This is a genomic window from Kosakonia sp. CCTCC M2018092 (assembly GCF_003864115.1).
GTDB classification, from domain to species: domain Bacteria; phylum Pseudomonadota; class Gammaproteobacteria; order Enterobacterales; family Enterobacteriaceae; genus Kosakonia; species Kosakonia cowanii.
This window is the reverse complement of sequence record NZ_CP034225.1, coordinates 2251256-2268150: the sequence shown is the minus strand read 5'-3', so window position 1 is coordinate 2268150 and position 16895 is coordinate 2251256. Positions and strand designations below refer to the sequence as shown.

Genomic DNA, 16895 nt, shown 5'->3' with positions numbered 1-16895 from the left:
CAGCCGTCTCTGCTTTTCCACACCAGGTAACGCTTTACTCAACACTCCTATAAAAACAATACGTTAACGGAGAACCGCCTTGTCATTAACGGCGGTTGTCGGTCATCAACAGGTGCCCGTCCTGTGGCGGGTAGGTTGGGAGAACGCATGAGAGAGACGCAGGAACAGAGCGTGCTGTTTCGCTATCTGGGTTCACACAGTCCTTACTGGCGGCTTACGGCTGACAGCAACGCCCTGCATTTCGCCCCTGAAGAGCATGCCGATACCACGCAGGTTGTCGCGCTGACGGATGAGCAGGCAGCGCAAATCCGCGCGATGACGGTGATCACCTCCAGCCTGACCATGCCCCTCACCCTGTTTGGCGAAGAGGTGACGGTTCACCTTGTCGGGCGAAAAATTACCCGTAATGCCTGGGCGGGTAGCGCATCGGCATGGGACGATACTCAGGCTGTCGCACGCGATCTGGTGCAGGGCCTCTCCTTTGCAGAGCAGGTGGTGTCAGAAGCCAATTCGGTGATCGTGATCCTTGACCGGCTGGGCAATATTCAGCGTTTTAACCGCCTGAGCGAAGAGTACACCGGCCTGAAAGAGCACGAGGTGATTGGGCAAAACGTCTTTAAGCTGTTTATGAGCCGCAGCGAAGCGGCGGCCTCAAAGCGCAACATCACCCAATTTTTCCGCGATGGCTCCTCGTACGAAGTGGAGCGCTGGGTGAAGACGCGCAAAGGCCAGCGGCTGTTTATCTTCCGCAATAAGTTTGTGCACAGCGGTAGCGGTAAAAACGAGGTTTACCTCATCTGCTCCGGTACGGATATTACCGAGGAGCGCCACGCCCAGGAGCGTCTCCGGGTGCTGGCGAATACCGATACCGTTACCGGTTTACCCAATCGCAACGCTATCCAGGATCGCATCAGCGATGCGATTGCCGCGCGCGGCGACTCGCAGGTCGGCGTGGTCTATCTCGACCTCGATAACTTTAAAAAAGTGAACGATGCCTATGGGCATATGTTTGGCGACCAGCTATTGCAGGCCGTTGCGCTGGCTATATTGGGCTGTCTTGATGAGGGCCAGGTGCTGGCGCGGCTTGGCGGCGATGAGTTTATCGTGCTGGCGACCGACACTTCGCAAGTGGCGCTGGAGGCGATGGCCTCGCGCATTTTATGTCGATTGCGTGCGCCGTTCCGCATCGGGCTGATTGAGATTTACTCCGGCTGCTCGATTGGTATCGCCCTCGCCCCTGAACATGGCAACGATCGCGAAAATCTGATCCGCAATGCCGATACCGCGATGTATACCGCCAAAGAGAACGGTCGCGGCAAGTTTTGCGTGTTTTGCGCCGAGATGAACCAGCGGGTATTTGAGTACCTTTGGCTCGATACCAACCTGCGCAAGGCGCTGGATAAAGAGCAACTGGTGATTCACTACCAGCCGAAAGTGAACCGGAATGGCGAAGTGCGCAGCCTCGAAGCGCTGGTGCGCTGGCAGTCGCCCGAGCGCGGGCTGATCCCACCGCTCGATTTTATCTCCTACGCCGAAGAGTCCGGCCTGATTGTGCCGCTCGGCCGATGGGTGATGCTTGATGTGGTACGGCAAGTGGCGAAATGGCGCGACCAGGGAATTAACCTGCGCGTGGCGGTGAATGTCTCTGCGCGACAGCTCGCCGATCAGACCATCTTCAGCGATCTGAAACGGGCGCTCAGGGAGCTTCATTTTACTGACTGCCCGATTGACGTTGAGCTGACCGAAAGCTGCATTATTGAGAACGAAGCGCTGGCGCTCTCCGTCATCCAGCAGTTCAGCGCGCTGGGGGCGCAGGTGCATCTGGATGACTTTGGTACCGGCTACTCCTCACTGTCACAACTGGCGCGCTTTCCGCTTAACGCCATCAAACTCGACCAGAGTTTCGTGCGCGATATTCATCAACAGCCGATTTCGCAATCGCTGGTGCGCGCCATTGTCGCGGTGGCGGCGGCACTTAATCTGCAGGTGATTGCTGAAGGGGTGGAGAGTGCGCAGGAGGATGCGTTTTTGACCGACAACGGCGTCCATGAGCGGCAGGGGTTTCTGTTTGCCAGACCGATGCCCGCTGCCGCGTTTGAACGTTGGTTTACACGCTACCAGCAACGCAAGGCGCGTTAACCGGCTTTACTGAGCGCAACCGCCGTATGGCGGTTTTGCAACAGCACCAGGCGCTCCATATAGGCGATATCTTTCGCTTGCAGGCAGAAGGCAGCATCCACCCAATCCTCCGTGATATCCATCAGCTCGCTGCGCGGCAGTTGCAGCACGCGCTGGCGCGCCCTGAGCATGGCACGCACGCCATTGAGACGGGGTTGCAGCGTATCGATAAAGGTACGCACGGCCATAAAGCCTTGCCCCTCTTCAAACGCGACATCGACCAGCCCTTTTGACGCATACCACTCCGCCGAATGGGACTCCCCTTTATAGATAAGCTCTTCCGCCAGTTTCATTCCCGAGCGGCGCGAAACCAATGAATAGGCACCCATGCCGGGAAAGAGGTTAAAGGCGATCTCCGGGAAACCGAGGCGCGCATCGCGCTGCGCCAGCACAAAATGGTGCGCCAGCGCGGCCTCAAAGCCACCGCCGAGCGCGCTGCCTTCGATCATTGCCAGCGAAATTGCGCCGGTGTCAAAACCGCGCGATGCCGCATGCACACAATCCACGCAGGCACGGGCATAGGCGCGTAACGCTTCACGGCGTCCGTTTTTGATGCACTCGACAAAAAAGTGCAGATCGCCGCCCGTATTGAACATACCGGGGACCAGCGATCCGGTGACCCAGAAGTCGACGGCAAACCCGCTCTGCCTGACCAGCCAGGAGAGGTTCATGATCTCTTCAATAAGTTGGTGGTTGAAGCAGGGGCGCGGCCTCGCGCGCAGCATCATCCACACGGTGCGCCGCTCCTCTTCGTAAAAACCTGAGAGTTGCGTGAAACGTTGTTCATCGGTAAAGAGTTTGCAGGTTGGTTGATTACTTATCGTCATTGCGTATTCCTCCAGATAGTGCGCGTTGCGCGCCTGCAAAGACTACGTCACGCTCTGACCGACCACGGGCGGAGAGATGAATATATACTTCATGCAGAGAAGCGCCTGAGATGTGGTTTTTTCCCTTCTCTTTTTAAACGCTTTTCTGCATCATTGAATTTATTCGTTTTTCGATATGAAGGTGAAGGTATGGCAGAGATCGATGTGAAACAGCTGGCCGGCCGGATCGATACCGTGCTTGATATTCTGGTGGCCGGAGATTATCAGTCCGCTATCCGTAATCTGGAAATTCTGAAGACGGAGTTACGGGATCTCGATAACAGTGACCAGCCCCCGCACTCAGGTACGCAGAAGACGCCCTGGGAAATTTAAGTAATCTCTTTTCGCCATGACGCGGCAGCCGGGAATGCCACCGCAGTCGTGGCGATTTACATTCGCGCGAAAGATAAAAAAGTGTGGCTATGAATTCCCGACAACAACTTATTTTGCAAACGGTCATCGACAAAGGTCAGATGAGCGTTGCCGATCTTGCCCGTATGACCGGCGTTTCTGAAGTGACGATTCGCCAGGATCTGAACACGCTGGAGAAGCAGAGCTATCTACGTCGCACTCACGGGTTTGCCGTGCCGCTCGACAGCGAAGATGTCGAAACGCGGATGCTGACTAACTATGCCGTAAAGCGCGAACTGGCTGATTTTGCCGCCTCGCTGGTTAGCGCCGGTGAAACGGTGTTTATTGAGAACGGCAGCAGCAACGCCCTCCTCGCCCGCAAGCTTGGCGAGCAGCGGGATATCACCATTATCACGGTCAGCAGCTACATCGCGCATCTGCTTAAATCGGCGCAGTGCGAAGTAATTCTGCTCGGCGGCATTTACCAGAAGAAGAGTGAAAGCATGGTGGGGCCGCTGACGCGCCAGTACATTTCGCAGGTGCATTTCAGTAAGGCCTTTATCGGCATTGATGGCTGGCAGCCGGAAACGGGTTTTACCGGGCGCGATATGATGCGCACCGATGTGGTGAACGCGGTGCTGGAAAAAGGCAGCGAGGCGATTGTGCTAACCGACAGCTCAAAATTTGGCGTCGTTCATCCTTATACGCTGGGGCCGGTTGACCGCTTTCAGCGGGTAATTACAGATGACGCTATTTCCGCCGAGGCACAGCGCCAGCTTAAAGAGGCAGGTCTGATTATTGATATTGTTCAAAGCCCATCCAACGCCTGATTCCCTCGCCCGCTAAGGCGGGCTATCTCTCTCTTTTCTGAGACGATTCTGAGCATTTTATTAAGAGTTTTTACCTGGTTTGTTGCGTGCCGCTGCGTAAAATTATTATCAGCGATATAACAGGGAGTAATTATCACTCAGGTGATTGCATTACCCCTGCGCAGCAAGGTTTCACGGAAGATCTTTCAGATTATTTCTAAGACTATACTTAGAGAGCCTCTGATTCCGTGAATCGATTATTCAGGAGAAAGTATGATGATTTTAACAAGTAAAAAAATGGCCGCAGCAGTACTGGCAGTTACCCTGGCAATGTCTCTGAGCGCTTGTGGTCACTGGGATAAACGTTCTCGTAACACCGCGATTGGCGCGGGTGCGGGTGCGCTTGGCGGTGCTGTATTAACAGACGGCAGCACGCTCGGCACGCTGGGCGGCGCAGCAGTCGGCGGTATTATTGGCCATCAGGTCGGTAAATAATTAGTCGGTACTACGGCAAATAAATATCAAGAAATCTACTTTCTTTCAGGTCTGATTTAAAAAATACGTAAATAAAAGGCCGCGTGAATAACGCGGCCTTTCTTATTTATTAACCACCAGCCAGTTTTACTTTCATGCCTTTGGCTTCCAGCAGGGTTTTAAGCAAGTCGCGTTTATCACCCTGGATCTCAATAACGCCCTCTTTCACCGCCCCGCCGCAGCCGCATTTTTTCTTTAGCTCGGCCGCCAGTTTGCTTAGCGCCTCGTCATCAAGATCGATGCCGGTGATTAAACAGACGCCTTTGCCTTTACGTCCGCTGGTCTGGCGCTGGATGCGCACAACGCCGTCGCCTTTTGGGCGTTCAACGGGCGCTTTCTCTTCATCAATGCGGCCGGTTTCGGTGGAGTAGACCAGACGGCTGTTGTTATCGCTCATGCTCTCCCCTTGCCTAATGAGGCGTTGATTGCTTTCAGCGTTTGCGCCGGATCGGCAGATTGCGTAACCGGACGACCAATCACCATGTAATCGACACCGGCCTGCAGCGCCTGCTCGGGCGTCATAATCCGGCGTTGATCGCCTGCGTCGCTGCCCTGCGGGCGGATACCCGGCGTGACCAGTTTAAATGCCTGCCCAAGCTCGCTTTTGAAACGCACCGCTTCCTGCGCCGAGCAGACCACGCCATCAAGCCCGCACTGCTGTGTGAGACGCGCCAGGCGTTCGGCATGCTCCGCAGGCGTGGCGGTAATGCCGATATCCTGTAAATCGCTCGCTTCCATGCTGGTTAACACGGTAACCGCAATCAGTAGCGGCGCATCTGCGCCAAATGGCAACAGCGCCTCTTTGGCTGCGGTCATCATCCGTGCGCCGCCCGAGGCGTGAACGTTGACCATCCAGACGCCAAGATCCGCCGCCGCTTTTACCGCATGGGCAGCAGTGTTGGGAATATCGTGGAATTTCAGATCGAGGAAGATATCGAACCCGCGTTGCTGCAACTCGCGCACAAACTGCGGCCCGAAGAGCGTGAACATCTCTTTGCCCACTTTCAGGCGGCAATCGCGCGGATCGATGCGGTCTACAAAAGCCAGGGCGTTATCGCGGTTGGCGTAATCGAGGGCGACAACGACCGGAAAGTCGGTAACCGCGCGGGAAGTCGATAAAGTAGTGGACGTCATGATCAGACCTTCTGAAATGAGGGCACCCGCTCAGGCGCAAAATGGGTAAACGGGCAGCATTCTACCTGCGCGGCGAGCGAAATAACAGTTTCCCTTACCTGCAAAGCGCTGACTGCACAGGAGTTGATGAAACCGTGTTAGAAAACCTAATAAGTATGTTGTAACTAAAGTAAGGGCTTTTAAAAAATCACTGCCCGTCGAGACCGCGAATCGGTTTAACCGTCGACCAGGCGCGGCAGGATGGGCAGTGCCAGTACATGGTATAGGCCGTAAAACCGCACTTATGGCAGCGATAACGCGGCTTGCTGCGTACCTGCTCACCAACCATTTCGCGCAGCACCATCAGGCTCTCTTTCGCGCGCCCCTCTTCCGCTTCGTTGAGGTGGTAGTCCATCAGTTTATGGAACACACGCATGGTCGGATGACGCTGTAGCTGGCGCGTGACGTACCCTTGCGCGGCATCCACCCCTTCGCGACGCTCAACAATTTCCGCCAGCATCAGCTCGGCGGCAGCACCGGTATTCTCCTCGACGCAACGCTGCAGGAAATCCGCCCACTCATCGGTTTTACCCAATTGCAGATAGCAGGTTTGCAGCATCTCCAGCGTTTCGCTGACCAGGTCTTTATCCTGATCGATCACCTTCAGCAGGCTCTCTACCGCTTTCGCGTAATCGCCGCTGGCCATAAACACGCGCCCCATCATAATAGAGACGCGCGCGCTGTCGCGATCGGCCGCTGCGCCCTTCTTCAGCAGCGCCATGGCGCGATCCATATCTTCATTGCCCATCTGCTGTAGCGCGAGCTCACAGTAGAAGTGGGCGATTTCACCGCGCTGCTTATCTTTACCGAGCTTCACCAGCCGCTCGGCGACGTCGATCGCTTTCTGCCATTCGCTGGTCGCCTGGTAGATTTGCAGCAGCTGTTGCAGCGCGCTGACGCGAAAATCGGTCTCATCCACCAGTTGGTTAAACATATCTTCGGCGCGATCGTACATCCCGGCTGCCATATAATCGCGGCCAAGCTGCTGCACCGCTAACAGGCGCTGATCGTAAGAGAGGGAGGCGCTCTCCATCAGGGTTTGATGGATGCGGATAGCGCGGTCAACTTCGCCGCGCGAACGGAACAGATTCCCGAGGGTCAGGTGCGCTTCAACCGTGCCGGTATCCTCTTTCAACATATCGAGAAAGAGATCGACCGCTTTATCCTGCTGATTGCTCAGTAAAAGGTTAACCCCGGCCACGTATTCACGCGACAAGCGGTTAGCCTCATCCTGTTTAGTTTGTTGAGCATTTCTGCGCCCCATATACCAGCCATAGGCCGCTGCGACAGGCAACAACAGAAACAGCAACTCCAGCATAAAATATTATTCCTTCACCGCCGGCGTGCCGGGCGTAACCGGAACGTCCGCGGCGGGAGCAATCTGCTGCTCGAGGCGTTTGATTTTACGTTCTGCACGTGCGAGAGAGACGCGAACGCGTAACCAGAAGAGACCGCAAATCAGCCAGCCGATCGCGAAGCCGGTAGCAAACAGCACGGCCAGCAGCGTAGAGATGCGATATTCACCCTGTGCGAGGAGATAATTAAACGTGACTTGCTGATCGTTTTGCGCACCAAGCGTAATCGACACGACAAAAATCGCTAACACCAGTAGAAAAATGAGTAAATATTTCACATTACATCCCGTTATGTGGTTCGTGCGATGAATTTATGTGCAACTGACTGCCACAAGCCTTATAAACTACCATTTTAGCGCCCGCCGCGAAATGGGGACGCATAATGTTAATTTCTGATTTGCGGCCAAAATGATGGAAATCAAGTCTCGCTGTCACGCTCGACGATCTCCGGCACCTCTTCCGCTGGCGGCGTGAGCGGCCCGCAGATGCGCTGCGCCAGCCATGTCGCCAGCGTAACCAGAATCCAGGAGATAAGCGTCGCGACCGCTAAATCCCGCGGCCAGTGCATGCCGAGTAATAAACGGCTGCCCATCACACTCGTCGCCCAGGCGAGCAAAATCACGATAGTCCAGGTCCTTCTGCGCGGCCACAGCAGCCCGACGCCAAGCAACGCCCAGCTAGCGGCAAACATCGTGTGCCCGGACGGGAAAGCAAAGCCGGTCTCTTTTTGCCAGTGGTGGCGTAAAAAAGCAGGAATATCATGCTGGCTGGCGAGCTGCTCTTTTACCAGCGCACCGCGCTCTTTGCGCTTCAGGCTATAGAACTGATCGGTTGGGATAGCGTGCTCTTTTTCCAGCCATAAGACGAAGGGACGCGGCTCCTGCACCTGCCCTTTGACGAAGGATTTCACCCCCTGCCCGGCAACAATGGCGCAGCCGAGGATGACAAAGAGCATCAATGCGGCTTTGAGGCGAAAACGTAAGCACCACAGGAACCATGCGCAGAGCACCACGTGCGTAATAATGCCCCAGGGTTGCGTTACCGTTTCGGTCATCCAGAAAAGTACGCGCAGCCACCAGTGGTTTTGCCCGGGCTCCCAGTGCCAGCCGGAGATCCAGACAGCCAGCGGCATAATTAATAAAATCGCCGCGCCGGCGGTTGTTCGCTTAGCTATCGACAGCATCTCATCTCCTTGTGCGTAAGTGACACAATCATAACCGAAAAATGACAGTTTCGCTGAAACGGCGCATTTGTGCGTTTATGCGGTATTCACCGCGCAGATGTAGGCGTCGTCAGGCAGCTTGTGGCAAAATGGCGCGATTCAGAAAACTTACAGGTTAACGGTGCGCGCTGCGCCCAAATAATCCGGAGATTCACATGCAACTTAAACGTGTGGCAGAAGCCAAACTGCCAACCCCATGGGGCGACTTCCTGATGGTGGGTTTTGAAGAACTGGCGACCGGACAGGATCATGTGGCCCTGGTCTATGGTGATATTTCCGGGCAGCTGCCCGTTCTCGCACGTGTACACTCCGAGTGTTTAACCGGCGATGCGTTGTTCAGCCTGCGCTGCGACTGCGGCTTCCAGCTTGAAGCGGCGCTCAACCACATTGCCGAAGAGGGCCGCGGTGTCCTGCTCTATCATCGCCAGGAGGGCCGTAACATTGGCTTGCTGAATAAGATCCGCGCCTATGCGCTGCAGGATCAGGGCTATGACACCGTCGAAGCCAACCATCAGCTTGGTTTTGCCGCCGACGAGCGTGACTTCACCCTCTGCGCCGATATGTTCAAACTGCTGGCGGTAGATGAAGTGCGTCTGCTGACCAATAACCCGAAGAAAGTCGAGATCCTGACCGAAGCCGGGATCAATATCGTTGAGCGCGTGCCGCTGATTGTCGGGCGCAATCCGGAAAACGAGCACTATCTCGATACGAAAGCGGAAAAGATGGGACATCTGCTGAAGTAATAAAAAAGGCCTGCACAAGCAGGCCTTTTTGTTTAGTTGAGCATATTGCGGATCACATAGTGCAGGATACCGTCGTTACGGTAGTACGTAAGCTCTGTCGAGGTATCAATACGGCAGCGGCACGGAATCACCTCTTGCGAGCCGTCGGCGCGCGTTAAGGTCACCGGCAGTTCACCACCCGGTTTGATATTTTGCAGATTGGCAACATCCAGCCGCTCCTCCCCGGTCAGTCCCAGAGTCTTACGCGTGACGCCCTGCGGGAACTCCAGCGGCAGGATCCCCATGCCAATCAGATTCGAGCGGTGAATACGTTCGAAAGATTCGGCAATTACCACACGAATGCCAAGCAGACGCGGACCTTTCGCTGCCCAGTCGCGGCTTGAACCGGAGCCATACTCTTTCCCGGCGATCACCGCCAGCGGCGTGCCCTCTTGCTGATAACGCATCGCTGCGTCATAGATAGAGATCACTTCACTACCCGGCAGATGGCGCGTCATGCCGCCCTCCACGCCCGGAACCATCTCATTGCGAATACGGATATTGGCAAAGGTACCGCGCATCATCACTTCATGGTTGCCGCGACGGGAACCGTAGGAGTTGAAATCGCCCCGCTCCACGCCATGGCTTTGCAGATAACGTCCTGCCGGGCTGTCCGCTTTGATACTGCCCGCCGGAGAGATATGGTCAGTAGTCACTGAATCACCCAGCATCGCAAGGATGCGCGCACCGTGGATATCCTCAACCGGTTTCGGCTCCGCCAGCATCTCGTCAAAGAAGGGCGACAGACGGATATAGGTGGAGTCATCCTGCCAGCTGTAGGTATCGGAGCGCTCAACCTCGATCGATTTCCACTCGTCGGTGCCTTCAAACACCTCCGCATACTCTTTGCGGAACATATCCGTTGATACCTGCTCAACAGCGCGCGCAATCTCGGCGCTCGATGGCCAGATATCTTTCAGGTAGACCGGGTCGCCTTTGCGATCGACCCCGAGCGGATCGGTGGCAAGGTTGATATTCATATTACCGGCCAGCGCATAGGCGACAACCAGCGGCGGCGAGGCCAGCCAGTTGGTTTTCACCAGCGGGTGGATACGCCCTTCGAAGTTACGGTTACCCGACAGCACTGCGCCCACGGTCAGATCGCCTTCGCGAATTGCCTGCTCGATAGGTTCCGGCAGCGGGCCGGAGTTACCGATACAGGTTGTGCAGCCGTAACCGACAAGGTTAAAGCCCAGCTCATCGAGATATGGCGTTAAACGCGCCTGCGCCAGGTAATCGGAGACCACTTTCGATCCCGGTGCCAGCGACGCTTTCACCCACGGCTGGCGTTTCAGCCCAAGGGTTACCGCTTTTTTCGCCAGCAGGCCGGCCGCCATCAATACGCTCGGGTTAGAGGTGTTGGTACAGGAGGTGATCGCTGCAATAACTACCGCACCATCCGGCAGCTCATACTGATGGCCTTTGTGAACATAGCCCACCGGTTTGCGATCTTTCTGCACGGTGTTAAGTTCCAGCTCGTTGCTGGCGGCAAAGGCTTTTGGTACCTCATTAAGGGTAACGCGATCCTGCGGGCGTTTCGGCCCGGCGATGCTCGCCTCGACCTCGCCCATATCGAGCGCCAGCGTGCTGGTGAAGACCGGTTCATCGCCCGGATTACGCCACATCCCCTGCGCTTTCGCGTAGGCTTCAACCAGCGCGACCTGCTCTTCGCTACGTCCGCTCAACTGCATATAGCCGAGCGTAACGCTGTCAATCGGGAAGAAGCCGCAGGTTGCGCCATACTCTGGCGCCATGTTGGCGATGGTTGCGCGGTCGGCCAGCGGCAGCGAGTCCAGCCCGTCGCCGTAAAATTCGACAAACTTGCCGACTACGCCATGTTTACGCAGCATCTGCGTTACGGTCAGGACGAGATCCGTCGCGGTGATGCCTTCGCTCAGTTTGCCGGTCAGTTTGAAACCGACCACATCGGGGATCAGCATCGATACAGGTTGACCGAGCATAGCGGCTTCGGCCTCAATCCCGCCGACGCCCCAGCCCAGCACGCCGAGTCCATTGATCATGGTGGTGTGCGAGTCGGTACCTACCAGCGTATCCGGATAGGCGATCCACTCTTTATCCTGTAACTCGCTCCATACCGCTTTGCCCAGATACTCGAGGTTGACCTGGTGGCAAATACCGGTGCCCGGTGGCACGACGCTGAAGCGGCTAAAGGCTTGCTGGCCCCAGCGTAAGAAGGCGTAACGCTCGTGGTTGCGCTCCATCTCCAGACGCACGTTCTCTTCAAACGCGTCGTCATCACCGAAGTGGTCCACGGTGACGGAGTGGTCAATCACCAGATCGACCGGTGAGAGCGGGTTCACTTTGGCGGTATCGCCGCCGAGGCGTTTAACCGCTTCGCGCATGGCGGCGAGATCAACAACGGCCGGTACGCCGGTAAAATCCTGCATCAATACCCTGGCCGGACGATAGGCGATCTCACGGTCGGCATGGGCATTTTTCAGCCAGCCGGCCAGCGCCTGGATATCCTCTTCGGTGACGGATTCACCATCCTGCCAGCGCAGCAGGTTCTCAAGTAACACTTTCAGAGACTTGGGTAAGCGCGAAATATCCCCAAGTTGTTTCGCAGCCAGCGGCAAGCTGTAGTAGTGGTACGTTTTGTTCTCTGCCTGCAACGTGTCCTTACTGGCTTCGCGTAGGGTCGACGACATGTGCTCCTCCTTTATTACAGGGATAGCTTTACCCTGATGCTTATCAGGGTCTGTATTAAAGATAACACAAACATATCGTAACGTTTTGATAACACCCTAAATTGCTACAAAAGGGAAAATCTTACGGGCGGGGATAAGGCGGAGATAATAAAAAACCCCGCTGACGCGAGGTTTTTCAATTCGTTACTGCAGGGCCAGCCAGAACAGTTCACCCCAGATGAGGGCGGAAACCGAGAACGCTGTGAGCCATGACCAATATTTCATACCAAGGTTATTAATCATAAAAATTTACCCCTTGAATCTATTCATCGAAACTGAGTTTTTACTCAATTCATTTATGCTGCGTATTAATTAATGAGTACAAAAGAGCACGTCAATGAATAGCGGGATAATTCCCCACATTGATCTTGCTGGTATATTTATTGTTTTTTAATGTCGTCTTCAGCAAAGGCATCAATAAACGCTTTCTGCTGCGGCGTCAGCTTCCAGGAGGCCGGGAGAGCTGTCACTGTTTTGCTTTTTACTTTAGGTGGCGTGTCATGAAGCTGACACACTCGCTTAACGGGTTCGTATCGACCTGCTATCGCCATTTTACCCCCAAAATTTCCAGACCAGTAACGCAACCACTGCCCAGAACAAGGCAGAGCCAAGAAATACCGCCAGCCAGGCTTTACGCTTCAGCTCAGGGTCCCTTTGCGGCTCTTCACTTCCTGTTGGCATTGCTAACCTCGTACAATCGACATCGCTTATCATTCTGTGCACCAACAATCGGTATTAGTAATCATGGGATGAGACAAATCCTAAAAGAACTTTAGCGGAAAATCCAGTGAATTTACTCACCATTTCCAAAGAAATATTAAATCTTTTGACAACAAAGAAATAATTGAAGTAATGAATTTGCAGAGTTGCTATTTAGTTTCTATGTTTGTCGCAAAATAGAGACGGTGCGGATTTGAAATGTGACGTCAATCACTCTGCGAAAGGATTTTATCAGAGTTGATGATAATTCTAATTTAGGTTTAGACGGCATTATGGGTATCTTTTCGGGCGATAAGATACCCGTCGGTATTATTTCTGCGGCAGCTTAATATCTTTAAACATCGCTTCGATATCGTCGTTAGAACGCAACGCCACGGCGGCATCAACCACATCGCGCGTTAAATGCGGCGCAAAGCGCTGAATAAAATCATACATATAGCTGCGCAGGAAGGTGCTGCGGCGAAAACCTATCTTGGTCGTGCTGTGGCTGAAAACACCATCAGCATCAAGTTTCACCAGATCCGGGTCTGATACGGGATCGACCGCCATGCTGGCAATCACCCCTACCCCTAAACCGAGGCGGACATAGGTTTTAATCACGTCGGCATCTGTCGCGGTAAAGACGATACGCGGCGTTAACCCGGCGCGATTAAAGGCGGTGTCGAGCTCTGAGCGGCCAGTGAAACCAAATGTATAGGTCACCAGCGGATACTGCGCCAGCTCCTCAATCGATACGGACTGCTTCGCCGCCAGCGGATGATCCGGCGTCACCACAATCGAGCGGTTCCAGTGATAGCAAGGCAGCATCACCAGGTCGTCATAGAGATGCAGTGCTTCGGTGGCAATGGCAAAGTCAGCATTGCCTTTAGAGACCGCTTCAGCGATTTGTGTCGGCGATCCCTGATGCATATGCAACGAGACGCGCGGATAACGCTCAATAAAGCCTTTAATCACGTTAGGCAGCGCATAACGCGCCTGAGTATGCGTTGTCGCGACGTAGAGCGAGCCTTTGTCCGGCCAGGTGTGTTCCCCTGCTACCGATTTAATGGCCTCCACTTTGGACAACACTTCCCGTGCGATGCGGATAATCTCCTGCCCGGCTGGCGTCACCTGCGTAAGATGCTTTCCGCTACGGGCGAAGATTTGAATACCGAGTTCATCCTCAAGCATCCGCACCTGTTTGCTGATGCCTGGCTGGGAGGTATAGAGGCCTTCGGCCGTAGAGGAGACGTTGAGGTTGTGGTTGACCACCTCAACAATATAGCGAAGCTGCTGTAGTTTCATGACAGACCATCCGAATGAGGCAAGCGGCGAGCGCTTAAGACGATTTGATAATAAAAAAGAGAAAAACTATAACCACTATATCATTTATAGCTTCTGTGTATAGCGAGGAACTAAGAATAATAACAGATAATAAAAAAGGGCCGGATTATCCGGCCCTTCTCGCTAGGTGCTTGATAGCGATTACTTTTTCGCTTCAGTCCATTTGTTGTCGATATAGAAAGCGGACCAGCCGGTAGCTTTCCCCTCTTTCTCAGAGGCGACGTACTGCTGCTTAGTTTTACGGCTAAAACGCACGATGGTTTTATTCCCGTTCGGATCTTCCTGCGGCGCATCAGCCAGATAGCGCAGCTTCTCCGGCAGGCGATCGCGGAAGCGATAGAGCTCTTCCACCAACGGCGCACGGGTTTCACGCGATTTCGGGAAGGTGTTGGCCGCGAGGAAGACACCCGCTGCACCGTCACGCAGCACGAAATAGGCGTCTGATTTCTCGCACGGCAGCTCAGGCAGCGGCACCGGATCTTCTTTCGGCGGCGCGACTTCGCCATTGCGCAGGATCTTACGCGTATTTTTGCAATCGTCGTTGGTACAGGCCATGTATTTGCCGAAACGTCCCATCTTCAGGTGCATTTCAGAACCACACTTTTCACACTCAACGATCGGACCGTCATAGCCCTTGATGCGGAACTCGCCCTCTTCGATCTCGTAGCCGTCACAGGTCGGGTTATTACCGCAGACATGCAGCTTGCGCTTCGGATCGATCAGGTAGCTGTCCATCGCCGTGCCGCACTTCTGGCAGCGACGTTTGGCACGCAGCGCGTTGGTTTCGGCGTCGTCGCCTTCCAGCACGTTGAGCACTTCATTTTCCGGGATCAGGTTGATGGTGGTTTTGCAGCGCTCTTTCGGCGGCAGCGCATAACCGGAACAGCCCAGGAAGACGCCGGTGCTGGCAGTACGAATACCCATCTTGCGGCCGCAGGTTGGGCAGTCGATGCTGGTCAGCACCATCTGGTTCGGGCGCATGCCGCCCTCTTCCGGATCCTGCTCAGCCTGCTCCAGCTGACGCGAGAAATCGCCAAAGAAGCTGTCCAGCACGTTGCGCCATTCAGCTTCATGATTGGCGACGCGGTCGAGGCTATCTTCCATCTGCGCGGTAAAGTCGTAGTTCATCAGCTCGCGGAAGTTCTCTTCCAGACGATCGGTAACGATTTCACCCATTTTTTCCGCGTAGAAGCGGCGGTTTTCCACGCGCACATAGCCACGATCCTGAATAGTCGAGATGATCGAGGCATAGGTAGACGGACGGCCGATACCGCGTTTTTCCAGCTCTTTCACCAGCGATGCTTCGCTGAAGCGCGCAGGCGGTTTAGTAAAGTGCTGGGCAGGCGTCAGTTCAATCAGCGTCAGCTCATCACCTTTATTGACCGCTGGCAGGGTGCGATCTTCGTCGCCCTTACGCAGCGCAGGCATCACTTTCGTCCAGCCATCGAAACGCAGGATACGTCCGCGCGCTTTCAGGCGGAAATCTCCCGCGCCAACGGTGAGCGTGGTGGAGTCATATTTCGCCGGTGTCATCTGACAGGCAACGAACTGGCGCCAGATCAGCTGATAAAGCTTCTGCGCGTCCGCTTCCATATCTTTTAACGATTCGGCCAGCACACTCACATCGGAAGGACGGATCGCTTCGTGCGCTTCCTGCGAGTTCTCTTTGCTGGCGTACTGGTTGGCGTTTTCTGGCAGGTATTTCTTACCAAAATTATCGCCGATATAGCTGCGTACCATGCTGACCGCGTCCTGGCTCAGGTTGGTGGAGTCGGTACGCATATAGGTGATGTAACCCGCTTCATACAAGCGCTGGGCCATCATCATGGTTTTCTTCACGCCGTAACCGAGACGTGTACTGGCGGCCTGCTGCAGCGTGGAAGTGATAAACGGCGCGCCAGGCTTGCTGCTGGTTGGCTTATCTTCGCGATCAATAACGGTATAGCGCGCTTTTTCCAGCAGGCTGACCGCCGCCATCGTCTGCTCACGGTTAACCGGACGGAAGGCTTTGTCCCCTTCGTGGGTCACCTGCAACGGCAGAGTATCACCGCCTGGCGTTGTCGTTGCGGCGTCAATTTCCCAGAACTCTTCCGGAACAAACGCTTTGATCTCGCGCTCGCGCTCTACCACCAGGCGAACGGCGACGGACTGCACACGACCGGCGGACAAACCACGCGCGATCTTCTTCCACAGCAGCGGCGAGACCATATAACCCACCACGCGGTCCATAAAGCGGCGCGCCTGTTGGGCATTAACACGGTCGATATTCAGCTCGCCAGGCGTTTCAAAGGCCTGACGAATCGCATTCTTGGTAATTTCGTTAAACACGACACGGCTGTAGCGTGTCTCATCGCCACCGATCACTTCCCGCAGGTGCCATGCAATGGCTTCCCCTTCGCGGTCAAGGTCGGTTGCGAGATAGATGTGGTCAGCTTTTTCAGCGAGGGATTTCAGCTCGGAAACCACCTTCTCTTTACCGGGCAGCACTTCATAATGCGCGTCCCAGTTGTGCCACGGGTCAATGCCCATGCGGTTTACAAGCGCGCCCCGCTCATCCTTTTTAGGCTTTTTAGCCGGCTTGGTGGCGGTGGAATCTGCGCTCTTTTTAGGTGCTGAGCCGCTGGTCGGCAAATCACGGATATGCCCTACGCTGGATTTCACCACGTAGTCATTACCGAGATATTTATTGATCGTTTTGGCTTTTGCCGGGGACTCAACGATAACGAGAGCTTTACCCATATTCACCTTTACCTATTGTATTCTTCCGGAAATGCGTCGCGTATTGCGTCACATCCACTGATAAACAGTCACTATTGCGGCGGCGTCAAGGGATATCAACCCTTTGGCGTTGCCGGTCACACGAACAGAGGCATT

General features: G+C 54.8%; 16 protein-coding genes. 5 read left to right on the top strand and 11 right to left on the bottom strand.

Annotated elements, in window-relative coordinates; translation table 11 throughout:
• The first annotated feature begins 147 nt into the window (after nucleotides 1-147).
• Complete coding sequence (gene pdeR / locus EH164_RS10830; protein ID WP_124968215.1) at nucleotides 148-2139, top strand: cyclic di-GMP phosphodiesterase; 1992 nt, start codon at nucleotides 148-150, stop codon at nucleotides 2137-2139.
• Here pdeR and EH164_RS10825 read toward each other — a convergent pair.
• On the bottom strand, nucleotides 2136-3005 hold the full coding sequence (locus EH164_RS10825) for a crotonase/enoyl-CoA hydratase family protein (RefSeq protein WP_023478610.1): 870 nt from the start codon (nucleotides 3003-3005) through the stop codon (nucleotides 2136-2138). The two genes, pdeR and EH164_RS10825, sit on opposite strands and share 4 nt — an antisense overlap.
• A gap of 189 nt (nucleotides 3006-3194) precedes the next feature.
• On the opposite strand from EH164_RS10825, the gene EH164_RS10820 reads away from it, so the two are divergent.
• From EH164_RS10820 to osmB, 3 genes are all read left to right on the top strand, one after another.
• Entirely contained in the window at nucleotides 3195-3377 is a 183-nt protein-coding gene (locus tag EH164_RS10820; protein WP_023478666.1) for a hypothetical protein, read from the top strand.
• 89 nt (nucleotides 3378-3466) lie between these two features.
• A complete protein-coding gene (locus tag EH164_RS10815; protein WP_034812171.1) occupies nucleotides 3467-4225 on the top strand; it encodes a DNA-binding transcriptional regulator YciT in 759 nt (252 codons plus the stop codon).
• Nucleotides 4226-4480: 255 nt separating this feature from the next.
• Nucleotides 4481-4699, top strand: a complete 219-nt coding sequence (gene osmB, locus EH164_RS10810; RefSeq protein ID WP_124971389.1) for an osmotically-inducible lipoprotein OsmB — start codon at nucleotides 4481-4483, stop codon at nucleotides 4697-4699.
• Between the two features lie 109 nt (nucleotides 4700-4808).
• Here the strand turns inward: osmB and yciH are convergent, their stop codons facing one another.
• The 5 genes from yciH to pgpB form a co-directional block, all read right to left on the bottom strand.
• Nucleotides 4809-5135, bottom strand: coding sequence for a stress response translation initiation inhibitor YciH (gene yciH, locus EH164_RS10805; RefSeq protein ID WP_124968214.1), 327 nt, complete (start codon nucleotides 5133-5135; stop codon nucleotides 4809-4811).
• The gene (gene pyrF, locus EH164_RS10800; RefSeq protein WP_124968213.1) at nucleotides 5132-5872 is read right to left on the bottom strand and encodes an orotidine-5'-phosphate decarboxylase; all 741 of its coding nucleotides are present in this window, start codon (nucleotides 5870-5872) and stop codon (nucleotides 5132-5134) included. Before pyrF ends, yciH begins: the two co-directional genes overlap by 4 nt.
• Before the next feature lie 187 nt (nucleotides 5873-6059).
• Nucleotides 6060-7229: a lipopolysaccharide assembly protein LapB gene (gene lapB / locus EH164_RS10795; RefSeq protein WP_124968212.1), complete on the bottom strand. Its 1170-nt coding sequence runs from the start codon at nucleotides 7227-7229 to the stop codon at nucleotides 6060-6062.
• A gap of 6 nt (nucleotides 7230-7235) precedes the next feature.
• Nucleotides 7236-7544, bottom strand: coding sequence for a LapA family protein (locus EH164_RS10790; protein ID WP_023478720.1), 309 nt, complete (start codon nucleotides 7542-7544; stop codon nucleotides 7236-7238).
• Nucleotides 7545-7684: 140 nt separating this feature from the next.
• Nucleotides 7685-8449 (bottom strand): phosphatidylglycerophosphatase B, encoded by a 765-nt coding sequence (gene pgpB / locus EH164_RS10785; protein ID WP_124968211.1) that lies wholly within the window; start codon nucleotides 8447-8449, stop codon nucleotides 7685-7687.
• A gap of 194 nt (nucleotides 8450-8643) precedes the next feature.
• Between pgpB and ribA the strand changes: the two genes are divergently transcribed.
• A complete protein-coding gene (ribA, locus tag EH164_RS10780) occupies nucleotides 8644-9231 on the top strand; it encodes a GTP cyclohydrolase II (protein ID WP_023478838.1) in 588 nt (195 codons plus the stop codon).
• Between the two features lie 32 nt (nucleotides 9232-9263).
• Here the strand turns inward: ribA and acnA are convergent, their stop codons facing one another.
• The 5 genes from acnA to topA form a co-directional block, all read right to left on the bottom strand.
• A complete protein-coding gene (acnA, locus tag EH164_RS10775) occupies nucleotides 9264-11939 on the bottom strand; it encodes an aconitate hydratase AcnA (RefSeq protein WP_124968210.1) in 2676 nt (891 codons plus the stop codon).
• Between the two features lie 183 nt (nucleotides 11940-12122).
• Entirely contained in the window at nucleotides 12123-12221 is a 99-nt protein-coding gene (ymiC, locus tag EH164_RS22765) for a small membrane protein YmiC (protein WP_241175026.1), read from the bottom strand.
• A 309-nt stretch (nucleotides 12222-12530) separates the two neighbouring features.
• On the bottom strand, nucleotides 12531-12692 hold the full coding sequence (locus EH164_RS10770; protein ID WP_076769923.1) for a YmiA family putative membrane protein: 162 nt from the start codon (nucleotides 12690-12692) through the stop codon (nucleotides 12531-12533).
• 315 nt (nucleotides 12693-13007) lie between these two features.
• Nucleotides 13008-13982 carry an HTH-type transcriptional regulator CysB gene (gene cysB, locus EH164_RS10765; protein WP_023478728.1) on the bottom strand — a complete coding sequence of 325 codons (975 nt, stop codon included), beginning with the start codon at nucleotides 13980-13982 and terminating at the stop codon, nucleotides 13008-13010.
• A 180-nt stretch (nucleotides 13983-14162) separates the two neighbouring features.
• Complete coding sequence (gene topA, locus EH164_RS10760; protein ID WP_124968209.1) at nucleotides 14163-16760, bottom strand: type I DNA topoisomerase; 2598 nt, start codon at nucleotides 16758-16760, stop codon at nucleotides 14163-14165.
• Nucleotides 16761-16895: the final 135 nt, after the last annotated feature.